Source organism: Nonomuraea sp. NPDC050536 (genome assembly GCF_044457685.1).
In the GTDB taxonomy this organism is placed as follows: Bacteria; Actinomycetota; Actinomycetes; order Streptosporangiales; family Streptosporangiaceae; genus Nonomuraea.
This window is the reverse complement of record NZ_JBITHD010000012.1, coordinates 313083-333453: the sequence shown is the minus strand read 5'-3', so window position 1 is coordinate 333453 and position 20371 is coordinate 313083. Positions and strand designations below refer to the sequence as shown.

Here is a 20371-nt window from a genome sequence, read left to right as displayed (position 1 = left end):
TCTGTCGGAGAAGATCCTGTACGGCGAGCTGCGCCCCGGCCAGGTCGTCAAGGTGACGATCGAGGGCGAGGGCGACGCCGCGAAGTTCATCTTCACCGGCGAGACCGCGACCAAGGTTCCCGACTCGGCCGCCGCCATCGCGGCACCGATCAAGAACTAATCGGTCCACCAGAGACCCCCGGATGCCACCATCCGGGGGTTTCTGCTTGCTTGCCGTACCAGAGGAATTTTCTGGGTGATGGTGTACCGCCACCGCGAGTAGTACTACACTGCGTAGAGCTTAGGTTCGCCAAGTCTCGTCCAAGTGAGTCGCAAGATCGCGTCTCTAGGCTGAGGCTGCTCCCTGGGGAGTACTGAGGAATCAACTCAGGGCGGACGCGTACGCCCCCAAGGAGCAGGCATGCTCGGGCGGACGACACCAGTGAAAGCCGTGGAGGACACCGATGCGCCTGCGTCACGACGATGGAACGCTCGTTCATCTTTCCTACAACGCAGGCGTTCACCCCGCGGAGGATCTTGAGAACCTGATCGCTCACCTGACCCGGTACGCGGTGCCGGTGCGCAAGCGGCTACGCGTCGAGCGGATGGGCATCGGGCTGTGGCTCGCCCCGAGCGTGGCCGACCACCTGGTCGCCGACCGCATCGAGCTGGTGCGGCTGCGGCGCTCGCTGGAGGAGCGCGGGCTCGAGGTCGTGAGCCTGAACGGCACCGGCGGGCGCAACCTCGAGGTGCCGGGTCCCGACTGGGCCAAGCCCGAGCGGTACCGGTACACGATGGCGCTGGCCAGGATCCTGGCGTTCCTGCTGCCGGAGGACGTGCGGTTCGGGAGCATCTCCACCATTCCGATCGGGTGGCGCCGCGACTGGCCCTCCGACCTGCACACCATCGCCACCAAGCGGCTCGAGCGGCTGGCGCGGGAGCTGCGCGGCATCTACAGCGTCACCGGCAAGACCATCCGGGTCGGCTTCGAGCCGTGGCCCGGGTGCGTGCTGGAGACCACCGAGCAGGCGCTCGAGCGGGTGTGCGGCATCGACTCCGAGCACCTCGGGGTCTGCCTGGATGCCTGCCACCTGGCCTGCGGCTCCTCCGAGGAGCCCGGCGCCGCGCTGCGCGGGCTGGCCGCGGCGGGCGCGCCGGTGGTCAAGCTCGGCCACCTGCACAACCACGAGACCCCCAGCACGGGCGCCGTGCTGCACGACACGCTCACGGCCATGCTGTCGGGCGCGGTCAACGGCACCGCCCACGTCGAGGTCGAGACCCACAACCTGTCCGTCCCCGGCCGCGCCAAGGGCCCCGGGGCGCTGGTGTCCCTCCTCGCCGAGGAGCTCGACTGGGCCCGCACCAACCTCACCAGCCTGGGCCTGCAACTCGCCGCCTGATCTCTCCCAGCCGCTGGCCGTGGGTACTACGCCTCTGACCTCTTTTGGGCGTAACGGCAGGCCATATGACTGATCTCTTTTACGGCAGGCCGTGGGCCCGCCAGTCGCCGCACTCCGGCCGGGCTCTGTCCAGGGAGACGCTCCTCCGGTGATGCGGGGTCGCGCGCCGCTACGACTCCGCTGTAGACCGCCTACCCGGTTTCCGGCGTCGTCCACCTGGGCTTTCGTGCGGCGGCGAGCCACATGTCGTTGACCGTCTGTGGACCGCGGAGGTCCTAGGCGTGAGGGGCCGGCCGCGAAGATGCCAGGGGGAGACGTGCACCTCGGCTTTCGTGCGGGCAGCAGCCATGCGCAGCTGTCCGTTGGCGGAAGGCGCATGGCGGGCTGACTTGGGCGTGAAGAGGCTGGCCGCGAAGGCGCGCGGGTGGGCCGCGGATCGGGTGGCGTGGACGTGGCTGTTAGGCGTGGGGGAGGCGGTAGGTGCCGTCTTCGAGGGCTTCGGCTAGGCCGTCGGTTATGAGGCCGTCCAGGGCGCGTTCGCGTTGGATGGGGTCGTCCCAGACGGTGTCCAGGGCGGCCTTGGGGACGGGGCCGTGGGCGTCTCGTAGGACCGCCAGGAGGCGGCCGCGGCATTGGCGGTCGGTGCCCGCGTAGGTCTGGCCCTTGGGTGGTGTGCCGGGGGGCTTGCCCGACAGGCGCCAGGCGCACTGCGCGGAGACCGGGCAGTCGGCGCAGCGGGGCGCGCGAGCCGTACAGACCAGGGCGCCCAGCTCCATGACCGCCACGCCCCACCGGGGGGCGCCCAGGGCGGGCAGCAGCGACTCGGCCAGCTTCCGCTCCGTCGCGGAGGTGGCCGTCGGTGGGTACTCCTCGGCCCGTACGACCCTGGCGAGCACGCGGCGAACGTTGGTGTCCAGGACCGCGTGCCGCCCGCCGTACGCGAAGCTGGCGACCGCGGCGGCGGTGTACTCGCCGATGCCCGGCAACCTGAGCAGCGTGGCGTGGTCAGCGGGAACCTCACCGCCGTGCTCCTCGGTGATGGTCTTGGCGCAGGCGTGCAGGCGCAGGGCGCGGCGCGGGTAGCCCAGGCGGCCCCAGTGACGCACGGCCTCGCCGGGCTGCTCGGCGGCCAGCGCCTTGGGAGTGGGCCAGCGTTCCATCCATTCGTGCCATATGGGCAGCACACGGACGACCGGGGTCTGCTGGAGCATGATCTCGCTCACGAGCACGCCCCATGGCGAGGCGTCGGCGTGACGCCAGGGGAGATCTCGGGCGTTGGTCTCGTACGACTCCAGAATGGGGGCATGTAGCTCAACCACGCGCCCCAGCGTATTGCGAGATGCCCAAGGACGGCGTGTCGTCACCGTCCGTGGCCAATGGATTACCATGCTGTGCGTATGGACCCGGATACCCTGCGTGGCGACGGTGGCGATGTTTACTGGCGGCGTCGCATGAGCGTGCTGGTCGCGGTGCTGATTGTGGTGGCCGTGGTGGCCTGGGCGTGCTCCAGCGGGTCCAGTGGTCCGCAACGTGCCTCGAGCGCCCAGTCGTCACCCACCGCATCCGCCGCGGATCCGTTGCTCGCGGGACTCCGCACGCTGGCGATGACCACCCCGACCCCGAGCCCGACCCCCACACCGACTCCCACCAAAGCGCATGCCGCTCCAGCCGCCAAGGCCAAGGCCAAGCGCCCCGGCGAGCCCTGCGCACCCGGCGACCTGGTGCTCAGCATGCACGGCAGCGAGGACGTCTACGGTCCGGGCGCCAAGCCCACCTTCATGATCACCCTGGTCAACACGGGCTCGGTCATGTGCACCGCCGACGTCGGCCCCCGGGCCCTGGAGATGCGCATCACGTCGGGCCAGGACCGCATCTGGTCCACTTCCGACTGTGTCAGCGGCGAAGGCACGGACATCAGGGAACTCCCGCGCGGCATCCCCTACGTCCGGTCGGTCGACTGGGATCGACGCCGCTCGAGCACCGACTGCTCCAACGACCGACGCCCCGCCCTCCCAGGCACCTACGTGTCAGTCGTCCACATGGGCAAGCTCAAGACCCCCATGGGGGTCTTCCACCTCCGCTGAGAGGACGAACGACCGCAACGCCCTCCTGCGATACCGGCTCGGCCCGCGTAGTCACGTCTGCGCGGCGTCGTAGCGGCGGCCGGCCACGTCCTGCTGGCCTGGCGTCTCCCTGGACAGAGGCCGGCCCCGTGCGGCGGGTGGCGGTGGGGCGGCTTGCCGTACAGGAAAGGGAGGCCAAGGTCGCGGGCGGCGGGAGGTGGCAGGAATCCTTTGGGGAGGCGACGGTCGCGGGTGGCGGCAGGAAGCCTTAGGAGAGGTGACGGTCGCGGGCGGCGAGGGGTCTCTGGAAAGAAGAGGGGCGACCAAGAGGGCTATACGTAGCGTTCGAGGATGCTGCTTTCGGCGAGGCGGGACAGGCCTTCGCGGACGCTGCGGGCGCGGGATTCGCCGACGCCGCCCACGGCCTGGAGGTCGTCGATGCTGGCCGCCAGCAGTTTCTGGAGTCCGCCGAAGTGGTCGACGAGACGGTCCACGACCGTCTGCGGCAGCCGGGGGACCTTGGCCAGCAGGCGGAAGCCGCGCGGGCTGACCGGGCTGTCGAGCGTCTCCGTGCCGCTGTGGCCCAGGACGTGGGAGACCGTGCTGAGGTCGAGCAGCTCGGTGGACGACAGCCTGTCGAGGTCGTGGAGCGCGTCGGCGAGCCGGCGCTGGCGGCGGCCCGAGGGGACGGGCAGGTAGTCGCGCACGACCAGTTCGCGCTCGGAGTCGACCCCGGCGACCAGCTCGTCGAGCTGCAGCGACAGCAGGCGGCCGTCGGTGCCGAGCTCGACCACGTAGCCCTTGATCTCGTCGGAGATGCGCCTGACCATCTCCAGGCGCTGCGCCACGGCGGCGACGTCGCGCACGGTGACCAGGTCTTCGATCTCGAGGGCCGACAGCGTGCCGGAGACCTCGTCGAGGCGGTGCTTGTAGCGTTCGAGCGTGGCCAGGGCCTGGTTGGCCTTGGACAGGATCGCCGCGGACTCCTCCAGGACATAGCGGATGCCGTCGAGGTAGAGCGCGATGATCCGCATCGACTTGGAGATCGCGATGATCGGCAGGCCGGTCTGGCGGGCGACCCGCTGGGCGGTGCGGTGGCGGGTGCCGGACTCGTCGGTCGGGATGGAGGGGTCGGGCACGAGATGCACCGCCGCGCGCACGATCTTGTAGTCGTCGTTCGTCAGCACGATCGCGCCGTCCATCTTGGCCAGCTCGCGGAGCCGGGTCGCGGAGAAGTCCACGTCCAGTTCGAAGCCGCCGCTGCACAGCTCTTCGACCACGCCGTTGTAGCCGAGCACGATCAGGCCGCCGGTCTGCCCTCGCAGGATGCGCTCCAGGCCGTCACGCAGCGGCGTGCCCGGAGCAACCGCGGCCAGGGCTTCGCGACGGCGTTCGTCGAGACTCCTGTCGTCTGGCACCTGACCCCCGTGTCGAATAGTCAAGCCCAGCTTAGCCGTGCTATTGCCGAACCAGGTCAAAGTTCTAGGTGGATTGTCGTGACCGCTGATACTCCTGGGACCAACCGCGATGCCAGCCGTTGTAGATCACCCGCCATGGGAAACGGCTGCCACTCGCACTGACACGATGCCCAGCGCGAGACCTCCGCGGGCGGTTGATGAGCGTTTCGTACATCGCGATGAAGATGCACTGGGCGTGAGGCCGAGGGTGGACATTGCCACGCGTGTGCGCCTGGTCCTGACCGCGCAGCACATTAGGTGACGTGGGTGAGGGCGTCCCAGACGTTTTCCGCTTGGACGACCTCGAAGCCGGGGGTGAACTTGATCGGGCCGACGGGGACGAGGGAGCGTTGGCCGCCCTGTTTGCGGGTGCCTTCTTCGAGGGATCCGGCTGGGACCAGGGCCCGGGTGAAGCCCATTCTGGCGGCTTCGGTGAGGCGCCTGCGGACGTCCTTGACCGGGCGGAGCTCGCCTGCCAGGCCGACCTCGCCGAGCGCGACCAGGCCGGCGGGCAGGGGCTTGTCGCCGGCCGCGCTGGCTACGGCCAGCATCACGGACAGGTCGATGGCGGGGTCGGCGAGTTTGAGCCCGCCGACGGTGGCGGTGAAGACGTCGCAGCCGCCGAGCCTGGCGTTCAGCCGCCGCTCCAGGACGGCAAGGATCATCTGCACCCGGTAGGTGTCGAGGCCGGAGGAGGTGCGCCGGGGTTGCTGCGCTTCGGTGCGCGCGACCAGGGCCTGTACCTCGGCGGGCAGCGGGCGGGTGCCCTCCATGGTGACGGTCACGCAGGTGCCGGGGACCGGGCTGCTGCGCCGGGAGACGAACAGGCCGCTGGGGTCGGCGATGCCCTCGATGCCGCGCTCATGCAGGTCGAAGCAGCCGACCTCGTCGGTGGGGCCGAACCGGTTCTTGACCGCGCGCACCATGCGCAGCCGCGAGTGGCGGTCGCCCTCGAAGCTGAGCACGACGTCGACCAGGTGCTCCAGCGTGCGCGGCCCGGCGATCGAGCCCTCCTTGGTGACGTGTCCCACCAGCACGGTGGCCATGTCGCGCTCCTTGGCGACGCGCACCAGGTTGGCCGCCACCTCGCGCACCTGGGTCACCCCGCCGGGCACGCCGGTGGCCTGCGCCGAGCCGATGGTCTGCACCGAGTCGACCACGAGCAGCCTGGGCTGGACCTTCTCCACGTGGGCGACCAGCGCGGACAGCTCGGTCTCCGCGGCCAGGAACAGCCCGTCGCGGATGGCGCCGATGCGGTCGGCCCGCAGCCGGACCTGGGCGGCCGACTCCTCGCCGGTGACGTAGAGGACGGTGTCGCGCTCGGCGATGCGGGCCGCGGCCTCGAGCAGCAGCGTGGACTTGCCGATGCCGGGCTCACCGGCCAGCAGGATCACCGCGCCGGGCACCAGGCCGCCGCCCAGCACCCGGTCGAGCTCGCCCACGCCGGTCGTGCGCGCGATCGCCACCTCGGCCTTGACCTGGCCGATCGGCACGGCGGGCGCGGTGGTCGCGCCCGCCTGCACCACGCGCACGCCCTGCCGCGCGCCCTCCTCGTCGACCGTGCCCCACGCCTGGCAGTCGCCGCACCGCCCCACCCACTTGAGCGTGCGCCACCCGCACTCGGTGCAGCGGTATCCCGCGGTCGTCGTCTTGGCCATGCCGAGCAGGCTAGCGGTCGCCGCCGACAGTCCACGCGATCACGAGGTACGGCGGGCGTCGTCACAGCGGGTGCACCCGGAAGGCGGTGACCGACGGCCGCAGGTAGGCCGTGTCGGGAGCGGGCCGGAACCCGGGCACCACCGTCAGGTCGTACACCTGCTGAAAGGCCCGCACCGCCGTAGGCCCGTCAGGCAGGTCCAGCGTCACCTCCACCCCACCGGAGGGCGGAGCGTGATAGGCGAACCCCTTCCGCTTCCCCAGCGCCTTCCCGTCCACGCTGATGGGTACGGCCTGCCCCAGGCTGAGCCCGACCACGGGCACGTCCCCGGAAGGCGTGAGCCGCACCACGACCCGCCGCCCGGGCCCCGACCTCACCACGGTCAGCCGGGGATCCGCCAGCCGTGCCACGGGCGCGGGCCGCGTGCCGTACCCGGAGTCACCGAAGTACCGCACACTGTCGGCGGAGGCGGAGCCGGAACCTGGCTCACCCCAGACGGCGGTACCCGACCCCGTGTCCATCGCGTAGGCCAGATGAGCCTGCCGGGGATGGGCCGCGTCGAAGCGGTCCACGACCAGCCCCGCCACCAGGAGCAGCACGGCCGCGACGGATGCCACGGCAAGCACGCGCACACGCTGGAGCAGAGGCAGCAGGAGCAGCGACAGCAGAGCCAGGTACAGCCCGGCCTGCACCCCGCCGAGCTTCAACCCGATGTCGAACCCCAGCACCAGCCCGCCCCCGAGCAGGACTGCCGCCGGCACGAGCCCCAGGGTGAGCGCGGTGACCTCCCACCGCACGAAAACCGCCGCGAGCCCACCAAAGGAAGCGAACAGCGCCGCCCACACCAGCGTGTGCGACCCGCCGGGCAGTAACACCGCGAGGGCCACCCCGAGCAGAGCCACCAGCACCACGCCCCCCGCGGCCAGTTCCCGCTCGCCCGTCAATCTGCGCGCCAGCGCCCACCACGCAGAAGTCAGGGCGACGACGAGCGTCACCAGCGCCCCCTGGTACAGCCACGGCCGGTAGGGATCCCCGGTGAGCATGTCCGCGTACTCCGGCCGCAGCACCCCGAGCAACGGCCAGAACAGGTACCCCACCACCCCGGCCATCAGCACCGGGATCAGTCCGAGCCCGACGGCCGCCGCGGTCCTGGGCAGCCGGATCAGCTGCCGCCGCCGCAGCACCACCACCAGCACCCCGGCCGCCACCAGCGCGCCGAGCGCGATCGGCAGCTCAAGCCCGGCCGGATACCGCACCAGCAGCCACGGAATCGTGAAGTAGACGGACTCGCCGCCCCGCATGCGTCCCAGGTCGGCCTCGGCCAGCACCCGCGCGACGGCCAGCGTGTTGTCGCCCATCTGCTGCAGGCTGGCCCGCGACAGGTGCGCGGGATCGTCCAGCGGCGTGTGGTAGTGCGCCCCGCCGCCGGTGTAGGCCGAGTCGAACCCCAGCCACCCGTTCTTCTCGAAGACGTAGAAGTCGGTGTTGTTCGGCAGTACGGCGAGCAGAGCCGCGAACCCGGAGTCCGCCTGGGGATGCGGCGCGGCCGAACCGTACAGGTCGATCAGCGGTCCCGAGCCCTTGGAGGTGCGGAACATCATCACGGTGCCGCGGCTGCCGCGGGCCTCGTTGTTGAGCACCACGGTCCGCCCGTCGGCAGGCACCGCGCCGGCGCCGAGCAGGCCCGGCTCCTCGCCGTCGGTCACCAGGAACGTCACGTCGTTGCGGACCGACCTGGGCAGGTTCCTGGCGACCTCCAGGATCGTGGCCACCCCGGCGCCGTCGTCGGAGGCGCCGGGAGCACCCGGCACGGAGTCGTAGTGCGCGGCGATGACCAGCCGCCCGGTGGGCGCGGTTCCGCGGCGCTCGGCGACGAGGTTGCGGACCCGGCCCATCGGGGTGATGCCGTCGAAGTCCAGCGGCAGCACCCCGACGCCCTCCTGGACGCGTATGTCGAGGCCGAGGCCGCGCAGCTCGGCGGCCAGGTGTTCGCGTACCCGGTCGTGTTCGGGCGTGCCGACGGGGTGCGGGGCGCGGGCGATCGCCCTGATGTCGTCGAAGGCCCGGGAGCCGTCGAAGGCCGTGGCCGCCCGGGTGCCCGGGAGCTGGGCCCACACCGTGACGGCCACGACGGCGGCGAGGGCGAGCAGGCCGAACAGCGCGTTCCTGGTCATGCCCTCGACGCTAGGGTGCGAAGATCGGCCTCTCCTGGCTCCAGGGAACGAGCTTCGGCCTACATCGAAGTGACTACGCCAGGCCCAGCTCGTTGACGAGCATGCGCTTGGGCTTGGCGCCGACGATCTGCCTGACCGGCTCGCCGTTCTCGAAGAGGATCAAGGTGGGGATGCTCATCACGCCGTAACGGGCCATGATCGCGGGGTTCTCGTCGGTGTTGAGCTTGCCGATGGCCAGGCCGTGGTCGGACTCGATCTCCTCCAGGATCGGCGCCACCATCCGGCACGGGCCGCACCATTCCGCCCAGAAGTCGACCAGCACCGGCTTGTCGCTCTTGAGCACCTGCTCCTCGAAGTTGTCGGTGGTCAGCTTGATCATTTCCGTCTCCTCATGCAGGGTGCGGCCAACTGGGCGGCCACCTCGGCGCGGCGGGCCAGTAGCACGCCGATCTCCGCATCGATCTCGGCCAGCTTGCGCCGGTAGACATCGACGGATTCGCGGCACGAGCCGCCCGAGGCGTGGCCGGCGCGCAGGCAGTCCACGAACGGGCGCGTGTCCTCGAGCGTGAAGCCGAAGGAGAGCAGCGCGCGGATCTCCGAGACGAGCTTGATGTCGTCCTCGTCGTACTCCCGGTAGCCGTTGGAGCCGCGTGCGGCTGACAGCAGGCCGTGCTGCTCGTAGTACCGGAGGGAGCGGGTGCTCGCCCCGGTCCGCTCGGCCAGCTCTCCTATGCGCATGCATCTACCGTAAACGTTGACACCGGCGTCAAGGTCAAGCCGTCAGAAGAAACGCCAGCGCAGCACGTTGGGATAGGCCAGCTCCAGGCCGCGGACCTGGGCGATGGCCTGCTCGGCCACCTCGGGGGCGAACTCGATGCGCAGCACGGCCTCCAGGTCCTGGCGGCGTTCGAAGGCCATGCGCAGGTCCAGCTCGCGGCGCTGCCAGCCCTGCTGGGACCAGAAGGCCTCGACCTTGGCCGGCGAGTAGGTGGGCACGGTCCGCTGGAACCAGGTGCCGAACTCGCCCCTGGTGGCGTCCAGGTCGATCACGAAGGCCGCGCCGCCCCGCCGTACCACTCTCGACAGTTCGCGCAGGCCCGGCTCGCAGCCGGGGCCGAAGAAGTAGGCCCAGCGGGCGATCGCCACGTCAACGGAGGAATCCGGCAGCGGCATGTCCTGCGCCGTAGCGTGAAATATCCGGACGTTTTCCAGGGAAGCGCAGCGCCGCCGGGCCAGCGTGACCAGGTCCCGATGCGGCTCCACCCCGATGACCTGCGCGGCCTCGGCCGCCAGCGAAGGCAGGTGGTAGCCGGTGCCGCAGCCGACGTCCAGGACGGTCGCGCCCTGCCAAGCCCGCAGCTCCCGCATCGCGGAGTCGGCCACCCGGTCGGGATCGACGGCGCGGTTCTCCAGCTCGTAGGTCTGCGGCGCGTTCCAGATGTTCGGACTCGGAATGACGCCTCTCACAGTCCCCAACCGTAGGGGTAGCGCCACGGATGCGGGTTACCGGCTTAGGCTGGCAACGTGGCTGACGTCATCCGCGTGCCCAATGCGAAGATCGCATTGTCCACCGCTTCGGTATATCCGGAACGCACTCCCGATGCGTTCGAGCTCGCCGCGCGCCTGGGATACGACGGCGTCGAGATCATGGTCGGTGCCGATCCCGTGAGCCAGGACATCGAGGTGATCGAGCGCCTGTCCGAGCACTACGAGCTGCCCGTGCTGGCCATCCACGCGCCGTGCCTGCTCGTCACGCAGCGGGTGTGGGGCCGCGATCCGTGGGCCAAGCTGGTCAAGGCGCAGAAGGCGGCCGAGCGGCTCGGCGCCTCGACCGTGGTGGTGCACCCGCCCTTCCGCTGGCAGCGCGACTACGCGCGCGACTTCGAGACCGGGCTGGCCAGGATGCAGGACGAGACCGATGTGACCTTCGCGGTGGAGAACATGTTCCCCCTCAAGGCGCGCGCCAACGACGTCGTTCCCTACTCTCCCGACTGGAACCCGACCGACTACGACTTCCCGCACGTGACGCTGGACCTGTCGCACACGGCGGTGTCGGGCTCCGACGCGATGGAGATGGCCACCAAGCTCGGCGACCGGCTGGCCCACCTGCACCTGGCCGACGGGCTCGGGGTGTCGAACAAGGACGAGCACCTGGTGCCCGGCCGGGGCAACCAGCCGTGCGCGCCGATGCTGGAGCGCCTGGCGGGCAACGGCTACTCCGGGCTGGTCGTGCTGGAGATCAACACGCGCAAGGCGGCCAGCCGCAGCGAGCGGATCGACGACCTGGCCGAGGCGCTCGCCTTCGCCCGTCTCTACCTGGCGGCGTCGGCATGACGGAGCTCGCACGCGCCTTCGACAACGTGGCCGACGCCTACGACGCGGCCCGCCCGCGGTATCCGGACGGGATGTATGACGCCCTGTCGGAAATATCCGGTGTCACGCTCGCCGACGCCCGCGTCGTGGACGTCGGTGCCGGCACCGGCATCCTGACGCGCGGCCTGCAGTCCCGCGGCGCGCAGGTGGTCGCGATCGACCCGGGCGCGGAAATGCTGACCCGCCTGCTGTCACGGGCGGATTCGGAGCGCTCGGAGCGTACGGCTGCCGCCCTGCGGGCCGACGGCAACGCCCTGCCGCTGCGCGACGCCGTGGCCGACCTGGTGATCTACGGGCAGTCCTGGCACTGGCTCGACCCGGTGGCCTCGATCGCGGAGGCGCGCAGGGTGCTGCGCCCCGGCGGGACCATCGCGGGTTGCTGGAACTTCACCGACGCGCGCAGGCCGGGCTGGCTGGCCGAGCACGAGGGCCGCCTGGCCGGCGAGTGCCCCGGCTACTGGGGCCAGGCGCGGGAGGAGTGGACGGTGCCGCCCATGGCGACCACCTTCGACCTGGTCGAGGAGCGCTGGGTGCCGTGGACCAGGATGATCGACATCGAGGACTTCCTGCTGGACCTGCGCTCGCACTCCTACATGGCGGTGCTGCCGCGCGAGACCGCCGACGAGCTGGTCGGGCGCAGGCGCGCGGAGCTGGCCGAGGTCTTCCCCGAAGGGCTGCTGGCCGTGCCGATGCGCACGTATCTGGCGGTGGGCCGGTGACGGTGAAGCGACGCCCGGGCCGCCGGCCCGGCACCGCGGACACGCGCGGGGAGATCCTGGAGGCCGCCAAGCGGGTGTTCGCGGAGAAGGGGTTCGACAAGGCCACGGTGCGCGGCATCGCCAAGGAGGCGAAGGTCGACCCGGCCCTGGTGCACCACTACTTCGACACCAAGGAGGGCATGTTCGCCGAGGCCATGCGGCTTCCGATGAACCCCGACGAGGTGATCCCGAAGATCCTGGAGGGGCCGCGGGAGCAGGTGGGCGAGCGGATCGTCCGGCTGATCCTGACCGTGACCGCCGATCCGGAGACGCGGCAGCCGATGATCGCGCTGCTGCGGTCGGCGATGACCAACGACGAGGTCGCGGCCATGTTCCGCAGCTTCCTCACCAGCGCGCTGCTGTTCCGCGTGGCCGACACCCTGGGGGTGCCGCACCTGCGGGTGGAGGCGGCCTTCGGGCAGATGTTCGGCCTGGTCATCGGCCGGTACATCCTCCAGATCGAGCCGCTGGCCAGCGCGGACGTCGAGGACCTGGTGGAGCTGCTGGCTCCGACGATCCAGCGCTACTTCACCGTCTAGCACCCGGCTCCCGGGGTGGCCCGCCGTACCGGAATAGAGCATTGTTCTGTAGTCTGGGACCTGTCGGCCGGTAAGTTACTCATCGGTAGGATACTGGTCGTAGGCGTGCGTAGCCGGTGACCGTACGCTGGCAGCCAACGTCGTCTGTGGGAGGACCCCGTGCTCTGGGTAGCCATCATCGGGCTCGTCATGACCGTCCTGGCGGTGGCCGTCGCCGGGCGACGGGCCCTGTTCCTGTACAAGCTCGCCACCATGGGCCCACCCGCACCCGAGCGCATCGAGTACGCCAGGACCCACGTCGGCGGTGAGATCAAGACGCAGCTCGTCGAGGTGTTCGGCCAGAAGAAGCTGCTGAAGTGGACGCCGTCGGGCACCGCGCACTTCTTCGTGATGTGGGCGTTCTTCATCCTGCTGACCGTCTACATCGAGGCCTACGGCGCCGTCATCCAGGGCGCCATCACCGGGACCCCCGACTTCCACATCCCGCTCATCGGGACGTGGGCGGTGCTGGGGTTCCTGCAGGACTTCATCGCGGTCGCCTGTCTGGCCGGCCTGCTGGTGTTCGCCGCGATCCGCCTCAAGAACTCGCCCAAGACGCTCGGCCGCAAGTCCCGCTTCGAGGGCTCCCACCTGGGCGGCGCCTGGCTCGTCCTGTTCATGATCTTCAACATCATCTGGACGCTGTTCCTGGCGCGCGGCGTCGCGGCGGCCAACGGCCACTTCCCCTACTCCAGCGGCGCCTTCGTCTCGCTCGCGCTGGGGAAGATCCTGCCTGCCAGTGAGGTGCTCGAGGGCGTCGCGCTGCTGCTGCACATCGGCTTCATGCTGGTGTTCCTGGTCATCGTGGTGCACTCCAAGCACCTGCACATCTTCACCGCGCCGCTGAACGTGCTCTTCTCCCGCCGCCCCGACGGCCTGGGCGGCGCCCCCGAGCTGCGGATCGACGGCAAGCCGGTCGACTTCGAGGACGAGGACCTGGACCCGGAGCGGCTGGGCCGCGGCAAGGTGGCCGACACCACCTGGAAGGGCTTCCTCGACTTCTACTCCTGCACCGAGTGCGGCCGCTGCCAGTCGCAGTGCCCGGCCTGGAACACCGACAAGCCGCTGTCGCCCAAGATGCTCATCATCGACCAGCGCGACCACGCCTTCCAGATCGCGCCGTACCTGTCGGCCGCCCGCGAGGACCTGCACGAGGACGTGCTGGCGCTGCTGGACAAGCCGCTGGTCGGCGAGGAGGGCGTCATCCACCCCGACGTGCTCTGGTCGTGCACCAACTGCGGCGCCTGCGTCGAGCAGTGCCCGGTCGACATCGAGCACATCGATCACATCCTCGACATGCGCCGCTACCAGGTGATGGTGGAGTCGTCGTTCCCGTCCGAGGCGGGAGTGATGGTGAAGAACCTGGAGAACAAGGGCAACCCGTGGGGCATGTCCGAGATGAAGCGGGCCGACTGGATCGAGGAGCTCGACTTCGAAGTCGCCCTCATCGACGACAAGATGCCCGAGGACACCGAGTACCTGTTCTGGGTCGGCTGCGCCGGCGCTCTGGAGGACCGGGCCAAGAAGACCACCAAGGCCGTCGCCGAGCTGCTGCACATCGCGGGCGTCAAGTTCGCGGTGCTCGGCCCGATGGAGGCCTGTACGGGTGACCCGGCCCGCCGCCTGGGCATGGAGTACCTGTTCAACATGCTGGCCCAGCAGAACATCGAGACGCTCAACGAGGCGGGCGTCAAGAAGATCGTGGCCACCTGCCCGCACTGCTTCAACACCCTGGCCAACGAGTACCCGCAGCTCGGCGGCACCTACGAGGTCGTGCACCACACGCAGCTGCTGGCCAAGCTGGTCGACGAGGGCAAGCTCACCCCGATCACGCCGATCGAGGAGAAGATCACCTACCACGACCCGTGCTTCCTCGGCCGCCACAACAAGGTCTACTCCCAGCCCCGCGACATCATGTCCAAGGTCCCGGGAGTCCAGACCCAGGAGATGCACCGGCACAAGGACCGCGGCTTCTGCTGCGGCGCCGGCGGCGCGCGCATGTGGATGGAGGAGCGCATCGGCAAGCGCATCAACACCGAGCGCGTCGACGAGGCTCTGACAACCAATCCTGACACGGTTTCCACCGCCTGCCCCTTCTGCATGGTGATGCTCGGCGACGCCATCAACGAGAAGAAGAACAACGGCGAGGCCAAGGAGTCGCTGGAGGTCGTGGACGTGGCGCAGCTCTTGATCAAATCGGTCAAAACCCCTTCCTGACCACTGAAAGTCGGACTCCTCCACAGCCGTTGTGGAGGAGTTCCGCACGTCAGAGGGGTCAAGTGCAAGAAATCTGCCATCCACATAACGGGAAAATCACGGTAACCTCAACGTCGCATGGCTTCATTCGACGGGGAGGGGGCTCGTGATGCGCGTCGTCGTCACAGACGCGGAAGTCACGCTGGCCGACGTGCTCTCCCTGCGACTGGCCATCGACGAGCCGCTGGAAGCCGGCACGGAGCTGGTGCTCAGGCACCGGCAGACGGGCGTGGAGCGTGACGTGCTGCTCGGCACTCCGGGCGCGCGGGCGCGCGAGGCCACGCTGGCGGTCTCGCTCACGCCGCTGGAGCTCAGCGCCGGCCGGTGGGACACCTACCTGCGCCACGACGGCAAGAAGGTACGGCTGCGCAGCATCGATCCCGGGTTCTCCCTCGACCACCTGGACGCCTACGCGCTGTGCGAGCGGACCATGGCCTACCGTTCGTATCGGACGCGTAACGGGTTCCTGGCGTTGAAGATCGCCGATGCCGAGCCGGTGGCGGAGGTGCGGGCGGTCTGGTTCCGCGAGGGCCGCTTCGAGGTCACGGGCCTGCTCGCCTTCACCGGGCTGGAGGACGACGACGCCCGCCACGAGGCCACACTGGCACTGCACCGCAGGCAGGACGCCGGCTCGACGGTGAAGACGGCCGCCACGGTCAAGGGCGTGCGCTTCCACGCCGCGGTCTCGCTCGTCGACGTGCTCGAGGCGGGCACCTGGGAGCCGTTCCTGGAGGTGGAGGGGCTGGACAGGCCGCTGAAGCTGGGCTCCAGGCTCGACGACGTGGACGGGAAACGGCGCCGCCTGCACTATCCGTCTGCCAGAGTGGACGGGGTGCCCATCAGGCCCTCCTACACCGCCGACGACGAGCTGCGCATCGAGGTGGGCGGGTGAAGATCAGCCTGATGCTCGCATCCGCATACGTCATGCGCGGCGACGTCCGGTCCACCCTCAACCTGGCCACCGCCCTGGCGGAGCGGCACGAGGTCGAGGTGATCAGCATCAGGCGGCAGAAGGAGAAACCGTTCTTCCCCGTCGGCCCCAACGTCCAGTTGCGCTCCCTGATCGACCTCAGGCCGGGCGTCAGGCACCTGCTCCCGCGCGGCCAGGTGCGCACCGAGGTGGCGCTGTGGCGGATGCTGCGCTCGCTGCGCAGTGACGTGCTCATCACCACCCGGCCAGGGCTCGGTGTCCAGGCGGCCAAGCACGCCCCGCGCGAGACGCTGAAGATAGCCAGGGAGTGGAGCCGGCCCGCCGTACCCCATCCGGTGAAGCGCTCCTACCCGCGGCTGAACGCGGTCGTGACGGCCACCGAGGCGGCGCAGGAGGAGTGGACGCGGCTGCTGGGCGAGGGCCCGGGGCCCGAGGTGCACGCGGTGCCCGACGCGCTGCCGGACGGGCCGTGGCCGCGCTCGCGGATGGACAACAGGATCGTGGCCGCCGGCGGCAGGTGGGTGCCCGCCAAGGCCTACGACAGGCTGATCAGAGCCTTCGCCGTGGTCGCCGACAAGCGGCCCGACTGGCGGCTGCGGCTGTACGGCGGCGGGACGGAGGAGCGCAGGCTGCGCGCCCTGGTCAGGGAGCTGGACCTGCACAACCACGTCTACTTCATGGGCACCACGCAGGACCTGGCGGGCGAGTTCGCCAAGGCCTCGATCGTGGCCAGCACCTCGCGCACCGAGGACCTGGGCATGAGCGTGCTGGAGGCGATGGGGTGCGGGGTGCCGGTGGTGGCCTTCGAGGGGCCGCGGGGGCCCACGGAGTTCGTCGCCACGGGCTACAACGGCGTACTGGTGCCCGACGACCAGGAGGACCTGTTCTCGGCCGCCCTGCTCGCGCTCATCGACGACGAGCGCAGGCGGCGCTCCCTGGCTGCCGGGGCACTGGAGACGGCCATCCGCCACGCGGCCGTCGAGGTTGCCGACCAGTGGGAGAAGCTGATCGCCGGTCTCCGCTGAGGCATACGGGTTCGGGGTACCGTAGAGCCATGCATGGGTACAGCGCAGACAAGCAGGCCTATCTGACTCGGCTGCGGCGGATCGAGGGTCAGATCAGGGGGCTGCAGCGGATGGTGGAGGACGACGCCTACTGCATCGATGTGCTCACCCAGGTCTCCGCGGCCACGCGGGCACTGCAGGCGGTGGCTCTGGGGCTGCTCGAGGAGCACATCTCACACTGCGTGGCCGACGCCATCAGCAGTGGGGGGCCTGAAGCGGACGCGAAGGTGAAGGAGGCGTCCGCGGCAATCGCGCGGCTCGTGCGTTCGTAAGGACTAGTTATCTCGTGCGCCGGTCCCGGGCTCTGTTAGAGCCCGGGACTAGGTCATTGTGACGGTCTTCAGTGACTCGCCGATGTCCGCAATCCGAGCGCGTCGTCGAGCTCGTCCAAGGTCAGCCGCCGCTCGCTGATAGCGACGGCGGTGAGCACCTCGGCGTAGAGCGCAATCTCGTCCAACGCGACACGGTCATGGACCCGAGAGTCCAGGTCGTCGTGCCCCACCGCGTCGTCCTTCCTTCCGCAGCCCACACCCTCTACGAGGTTACGGCGGGGGCCCTTCAGGCAACATGGCCCATCGGAGTCATTCCTTTCTGTGCCTCTACGGCCCCATGGGGATCATTTCCCGATTCCGAGATCACAATTCAGCTAATTTCCCGCGAAAGAAGTGTTAGAACGATATAGGCGGAGTAAGGGTGAAATATCGGTATTAGTGGTTTACGGGTGGTGGCTGTCGTCGCGCTCGAGGATGAGCCGCTGTACGAGCCCCTGTGACCCGGCGAACCCCTTGGCGGGCACCCGCGCCCCCGTCAGCCGCTGCCAGGCCAGCCCCGTCGCGTACGCGGCCCCCAGCACCGCCGCCGCGCTCGCCCTGTCGGGCCCGCCCTCATCGCTCGTCCCGGGTACGGCGTGCCCGCCCGTGACCGTGGCGGGTAGGGGAACCGGCAGCGCCGGGAAGCTGCCGGAGCCCGTCCACTCCTGGGGGACCACGTACTCGCCCGTCTGGGGGATCTGGAACCCGTCAGGCTGGGTGCGCTCGGCGGCCGAGGTCCTGGTCAGTCCGGCCTGGTCCAGCTCCCTGTAGGCCTCGCGCAGCCGGTGGCAGAGCATCCGCGGCAGCCGCTCCTTGGAGTCCGACAGGTCGGCCAGGAACCCGGCCGCCGCCGCGTACGGATCGGGGGTGTAGGCCACCGCCTCGAGCAGGTCGTACACGCTGTGGCGGAAGTTCTCCGCCGGATCGGTCTCGGCCAGCAGGGCCCTGCCGAACCGTGGCGGGCACCGCGACAGCCAGGCCTGCCGTACCGCCTCGTCGTCGATCCGGGCGGCCGGGTCGTCCAGGCCCTGCGCCCGCAGCGCGGGCTCGATCATCGTGAGCAGGGCCAGCGCGCGCGGTCTGAAACGGGCGTCGGCGAGCAGGATCTGCGCGGTGTCGGCCAGCAGCGCGAGCAGACGCAGCGCCGAGCGCGCCCGGCCGGACCGGGCCCGCTCGGCCACCAGAGCGACCAGGTCGAGCAGCGACGGCTGCGGCAGCCAGCGCACCCACTCGTCGCCGGGCAGGGGCCTGCGCAGGTACTCGCCGAAGATCGTGATCAGGCGCTCGTTGCCGTCGAAGGCCGGTGCGTAGGAGCACCACATCACCGTGCCCCAGATCGCGGCGACCGTGCTCGGCACGTCGGAAGCGAAGATCTCGTCGAAGGCGGTCAGCGGGAAGTCCAGCTCCGACTTGCGCCCGCTGGCGCGCAGCAGCACCCGGACCTGCTCGGTGAGCTCCTCGGGCACGTCGGGGCCGACGAAGGCCTGCGTGGAGCCCGGCTCGGCGGAGAAGTCAGGTCCGCGCGGGATGAGCCGGGCGGGCAGCACCGCGGCCTGGTGGCTGACCTGGCGGGCCTTGGCGCTCCTGGGCGGCGGCGCGGGATGCCAGCGGCCGTCGGCCGGATCGTGCAGGTACCAGCGGGCGTGCGCGCCGAACAGCCAGCGGTCCCCGTCCGGCGTGACCAGCACCCTGGCCGCGATCACCTGGGCCTGGGCGGGCACGGGAAGTCCTCGCCAGCGGGGATCCACGACCATGCCGCGGATCTCGGCCTCACTGGCGCTGAACGCATCCCAGGACCGCACGGCGGCCATCGTACTGGCCGGTCGAGGATCTACGACTGGCAGAATGTCCGCTATGAGGGCGAAGGTGGTGGGAACCGTGGCGGTCGTGAGCGTCCTCGCGGGATGCGGATCGGCGACCTCGGTGCAGCCTTCGGCGGACGCCCCAGGCGTGCTGTCGGTCAAGGACGCCAAGGCGCCCACACCCGGCGGCGAGGTGGGATCGGCCTCCGACGAGTTCGACGACCCGGCCCACATGTCGGTGTGGAGCAAGCTGAGCGACACCGAGAAGGACCTGGACCGCATCGACAAGTACGACATCGACAAGACCGTCAAGGGCTCGCTGTACCTGCAGCCCAAGACCTCGTCCTGGTTCGACGGGTTCCGCGGCCCGTTCGTCTACCAGGATCTGGCCGGCGACATCGTGATGTACGCCAGGGTCAAGGTGACGGGCAAGCAGGCGGCCAAGCCCAAGCGGAAGTTCTCGCTGGGCGGGCTGATGGCCCGGGTGCCCAACACCTACGCCAAGGCCGGCTGGTTCTCCATCACCACGGGCACCTCCGACGTGCCGAGCCAGGTCGAGGCGAAGATCACCAAGGATGGCAGCTCCAAGCCCGGCTATGTCACCGTCAAGGGCGGCTGGCTGGACCTGGTGCTGGCCAGGGTGGGCCGGGCGGCCGCCGCGCTGTACCGGGAGCAGGGCGGCGCGTGGAAGGTGGCCAGGCGCTGGCCGGTGGACGTGCCGGCCAACAACGTCATGGAGTGGGGCGTGACCGCCTACACCGACTGGGACAGCTACGGCGCGCTGAAGAAGGACGAGGCCAAGGCCAACGCCCAGCTGATCAAGAAGGGTCAGCCCGACGTGAAGATGTCGGTGGACTTCGTCAGGTTCCTGCGTCCCGAGCTGCCCGACTGGGCCGACCCGCTGAACACCGCCTCGGTCGACGACCAGGCCCTGATCAAGGCGTTGACGCCTGCCGGTGCCTGATCGCCTTGGCCATGTAGTTGTCCGGCGTACGCGCGAAGGAGGCGCGGTCGTCGTCGGTCAGCTCGCGCACGATCCGGCCGGGCACGCCCGCGACCAGCACTCCCGCCGGGATCTTCTTGCCCGGCCCGACCAGCGCCCCGGCGGCCACCAGGGTGCCCGCGCCGATGCGGGCGCCGCCCAGCACGATGGCGCCGATGCCGATCAGCGCGCCCGGCTCGATGTGGGCGCCGTGCACCATCGCCTTGTGCCCCAGGCTGACCCGGGACTCCAAGATCGCCGGCTCCCCGGCGTCGGCGTGCAGGCAGCACAGATCCTGGACGTTGCACTCCTCGGCGATCTCGATCCGCTCATCGTCTCCCCGAAGCACGGAGCCGTACCAGATGCTGGAGTTACGCCCGATCTTGACCTGCCCGACCACGACGGCGCCCGGCGCTATGTACGCCTCGGGATGAATGTCCGGGACTGCCCCGTTGTCCAACGCTGCGATGTACACCCACCTCATCGTAATTCCTGGCCGAGGTGTGGCGTTCCGGTTGCGGACGTGGGCAGATGGCAGGAAAGTCGATTCTTGACGTCACGTCGTCAGACCCTTACAACCCGCAAT

19 protein-coding genes are annotated in these 20371 nt (G+C 69.9%); 10 read left to right on the top strand and 9 right to left on the bottom strand.

From position 1 onward, the window contains the following. Positions 1 to 443: 443 nt before the first annotated feature. The gene (locus ACIBHX_RS31610) at positions 444 to 1379 is read left to right on the top strand and encodes a TIM barrel protein (RefSeq protein WP_397070989.1); all 936 of its coding nucleotides are present in this window, start codon (positions 444 to 446) and stop codon (positions 1377 to 1379) included. Between the two features lie 458 nt (positions 1380 to 1837). Here ACIBHX_RS31610 and ACIBHX_RS31605 read toward each other — a convergent pair whose 3' ends face one another. Beyond that, positions 1838 to 2590 (bottom strand): A/G-specific adenine glycosylase, encoded by a 753-nt coding sequence (locus ACIBHX_RS31605; protein ID WP_397070998.1) that lies wholly within the window; start codon positions 2588 to 2590, stop codon positions 1838 to 1840. Between the two features lie 186 nt (positions 2591 to 2776). Here ACIBHX_RS31605 and ACIBHX_RS31600 point away from each other — a divergent pair, with 186 nt between their 5' ends. Then, a complete protein-coding gene (locus ACIBHX_RS31600; protein WP_397070988.1) occupies positions 2777 to 3463 on the top strand; it encodes a hypothetical protein in 687 nt (228 codons plus the stop codon). A 311-nt stretch (positions 3464 to 3774) separates the two neighbouring features. Here ACIBHX_RS31600 and disA read toward each other — a convergent pair whose 3' ends face one another. The 6 genes from disA to ACIBHX_RS31570 all read right to left on the bottom strand — a co-directional run bounded on the left by disA (position 3775) and on the right by ACIBHX_RS31570 (position 10197). Beyond that, positions 3775 to 4860, bottom strand: coding sequence for a DNA integrity scanning diadenylate cyclase DisA (disA, locus tag ACIBHX_RS31595; protein ID WP_397070987.1), 1086 nt, complete (start codon positions 4858 to 4860; stop codon positions 3775 to 3777). A 293-nt stretch (positions 4861 to 5153) separates the two neighbouring features. After that, complete coding sequence (gene radA, locus ACIBHX_RS31590) at positions 5154 to 6557, bottom strand: DNA repair protein RadA (RefSeq protein WP_397070986.1); 1404 nt, start codon at positions 6555 to 6557, stop codon at positions 5154 to 5156. 61 nt (positions 6558 to 6618) lie between these two features. Next, positions 6619 to 8730, bottom strand: a complete 2112-nt coding sequence (locus ACIBHX_RS31585; RefSeq protein WP_397070984.1) for a M28 family peptidase — start codon at positions 8728 to 8730, stop codon at positions 6619 to 6621. 73 nt (positions 8731 to 8803) lie between these two features. Then, a complete protein-coding gene (gene trxA, locus ACIBHX_RS31580) occupies positions 8804 to 9109 on the bottom strand; it encodes a thioredoxin (protein ID WP_397070983.1) in 306 nt (101 codons plus the stop codon). Further along, the gene (locus ACIBHX_RS31575) at positions 9106 to 9468 is read right to left on the bottom strand and encodes a MerR family transcriptional regulator (protein ID WP_397070982.1); all 363 of its coding nucleotides are present in this window, start codon (positions 9466 to 9468) and stop codon (positions 9106 to 9108) included. Before ACIBHX_RS31575 ends, trxA begins: the two co-directional genes overlap by 4 nt. Positions 9469 to 9510: 42 nt before the next feature. Next, on the bottom strand, positions 9511 to 10197 hold the full coding sequence (locus ACIBHX_RS31570; RefSeq protein WP_397070981.1) for a class I SAM-dependent methyltransferase: 687 nt from the start codon (positions 10195 to 10197) through the stop codon (positions 9511 to 9513). A gap of 57 nt (positions 10198 to 10254) precedes the next feature. Here ACIBHX_RS31570 and ACIBHX_RS31565 point away from each other — a divergent pair, with 57 nt between their 5' ends. The 7 genes from ACIBHX_RS31565 to ACIBHX_RS31535 all read left to right on the top strand — a co-directional run bounded on the left by ACIBHX_RS31565 (position 10255) and on the right by ACIBHX_RS31535 (position 16962). Next, on the top strand, positions 10255 to 11064 hold the full coding sequence (locus ACIBHX_RS31565) for a sugar phosphate isomerase/epimerase family protein (RefSeq protein ID WP_397070980.1): 810 nt from the start codon (positions 10255 to 10257) through the stop codon (positions 11062 to 11064). Then, positions 11061 to 11822, top strand: a complete 762-nt coding sequence (locus ACIBHX_RS31560) for a class I SAM-dependent methyltransferase (protein ID WP_397070979.1) — start codon at positions 11061 to 11063, stop codon at positions 11820 to 11822. The genes ACIBHX_RS31565 and ACIBHX_RS31560 overlap by 4 nt, the downstream gene beginning before the upstream one ends. After that, positions 11819 to 12400 carry a TetR family transcriptional regulator gene (locus tag ACIBHX_RS31555; protein WP_397070978.1) on the top strand — a complete coding sequence of 194 codons (582 nt, stop codon included), beginning with the start codon at positions 11819 to 11821 and terminating at the stop codon, positions 12398 to 12400. Before ACIBHX_RS31560 ends, ACIBHX_RS31555 begins: the two co-directional genes overlap by 4 nt. Before the next feature lie 159 nt (positions 12401 to 12559). Beyond that, positions 12560 to 14656, top strand: coding sequence for a (Fe-S)-binding protein (locus ACIBHX_RS31550; RefSeq protein WP_397070977.1), 2097 nt, complete (start codon positions 12560 to 12562; stop codon positions 14654 to 14656). A gap of 148 nt (positions 14657 to 14804) precedes the next feature. Beyond that, positions 14805 to 15587 carry a hypothetical protein gene (locus ACIBHX_RS31545; protein ID WP_397070976.1) on the top strand — a complete coding sequence of 261 codons (783 nt, stop codon included), beginning with the start codon at positions 14805 to 14807 and terminating at the stop codon, positions 15585 to 15587. After that, positions 15584 to 16651 carry a glycosyltransferase gene (locus ACIBHX_RS31540; RefSeq protein ID WP_397070975.1) on the top strand — a complete coding sequence of 356 codons (1068 nt, stop codon included), beginning with the start codon at positions 15584 to 15586 and terminating at the stop codon, positions 16649 to 16651. The genes ACIBHX_RS31545 and ACIBHX_RS31540 overlap by 4 nt, the downstream gene beginning before the upstream one ends. A gap of 29 nt (positions 16652 to 16680) precedes the next feature. Continuing rightward, positions 16681 to 16962, top strand: a complete 282-nt coding sequence (locus tag ACIBHX_RS31535; protein ID WP_397070974.1) for a metal-sensitive transcriptional regulator — start codon at positions 16681 to 16683, stop codon at positions 16960 to 16962. A 443-nt stretch (positions 16963 to 17405) separates the two neighbouring features. Here the strand turns inward: ACIBHX_RS31535 and ACIBHX_RS31530 are convergent, their stop codons facing one another. Next, a complete protein-coding gene (locus ACIBHX_RS31530; protein WP_397070972.1) occupies positions 17406 to 18803 on the bottom strand; it encodes a hypothetical protein in 1398 nt (465 codons plus the stop codon). Between the two features lie 52 nt (positions 18804 to 18855). Between ACIBHX_RS31530 and ACIBHX_RS31525 the strand changes: the two genes are divergently transcribed. Next, positions 18856 to 19767: a hypothetical protein gene (locus ACIBHX_RS31525; RefSeq protein WP_397070971.1), complete on the top strand. Its 912-nt coding sequence runs from the start codon at positions 18856 to 18858 to the stop codon at positions 19765 to 19767. Here ACIBHX_RS31525 and ACIBHX_RS31520 read toward each other — a convergent pair. After that, positions 19739 to 20269, bottom strand: a complete 531-nt coding sequence (locus ACIBHX_RS31520; RefSeq protein ID WP_397070970.1) for a gamma carbonic anhydrase family protein — start codon at positions 20267 to 20269, stop codon at positions 19739 to 19741. The two genes, ACIBHX_RS31525 and ACIBHX_RS31520, sit on opposite strands and share 29 nt — an antisense overlap. Positions 20270 to 20371: the final 102 nt, after the last annotated feature.

What these genes read in the sequence shown, in the direction of transcription:
- ACIBHX_RS31605 (WP_397070998.1), bottom strand. Translation starts at nt 2,590, where the DNA reads ATGCTCCAGCAGACCCCGGTCGTCCGTGTGCTGCCCATATGGCACGAA.
- ACIBHX_RS31610 (WP_397070989.1), top strand. Translation starts at nt 444, where the DNA reads ATGCGCCTGCGTCACGACGATGGAACGCTCGTTCATCTTTCCTACAAC.
- ACIBHX_RS31600 (WP_397070988.1), top strand. Translation starts at nt 2,777, where the DNA reads ATGGACCCGGATACCCTGCGTGGCGACGGTGGCGATGTTTACTGGCGG.
- ACIBHX_RS31585 (WP_397070984.1), bottom strand. Translation starts at nt 8,730, where the DNA reads ATGACCAGGAACGCGCTGTTCGGCCTGCTCGCCCTCGCCGCCGTCGTG.
- ACIBHX_RS31535 (WP_397070974.1), top strand. Translation starts at nt 16,681, where the DNA reads ATGCATGGGTACAGCGCAGACAAGCAGGCCTATCTGACTCGGCTGCGG.
- radA (WP_397070986.1), bottom strand. Translation starts at nt 6,557, where the DNA reads ATGGCCAAGACGACGACCGCGGGATACCGCTGCACCGAGTGCGGGTGG.
- ACIBHX_RS31560 (WP_397070979.1), top strand. Translation starts at nt 11,061, where the DNA reads ATGACGGAGCTCGCACGCGCCTTCGACAACGTGGCCGACGCCTACGAC.
- ACIBHX_RS31545 (WP_397070976.1), top strand. Translation starts at nt 14,805, where the DNA reads ATGCGCGTCGTCGTCACAGACGCGGAAGTCACGCTGGCCGACGTGCTC.
- ACIBHX_RS31575 (WP_397070982.1), bottom strand. Translation starts at nt 9,468, where the DNA reads ATGCGCATAGGAGAGCTGGCCGAGCGGACCGGGGCGAGCACCCGCTCC.
- ACIBHX_RS31520 (WP_397070970.1), bottom strand. Translation starts at nt 20,269, where the DNA reads ATGAGGTGGGTGTACATCGCAGCGTTGGACAACGGGGCAGTCCCGGAC.
- trxA (WP_397070983.1), bottom strand. Translation starts at nt 9,109, where the DNA reads ATGATCAAGCTGACCACCGACAACTTCGAGGAGCAGGTGCTCAAGAGC.
- ACIBHX_RS31525 (WP_397070971.1), top strand. Translation starts at nt 18,856, where the DNA reads ATGAGGGCGAAGGTGGTGGGAACCGTGGCGGTCGTGAGCGTCCTCGCG.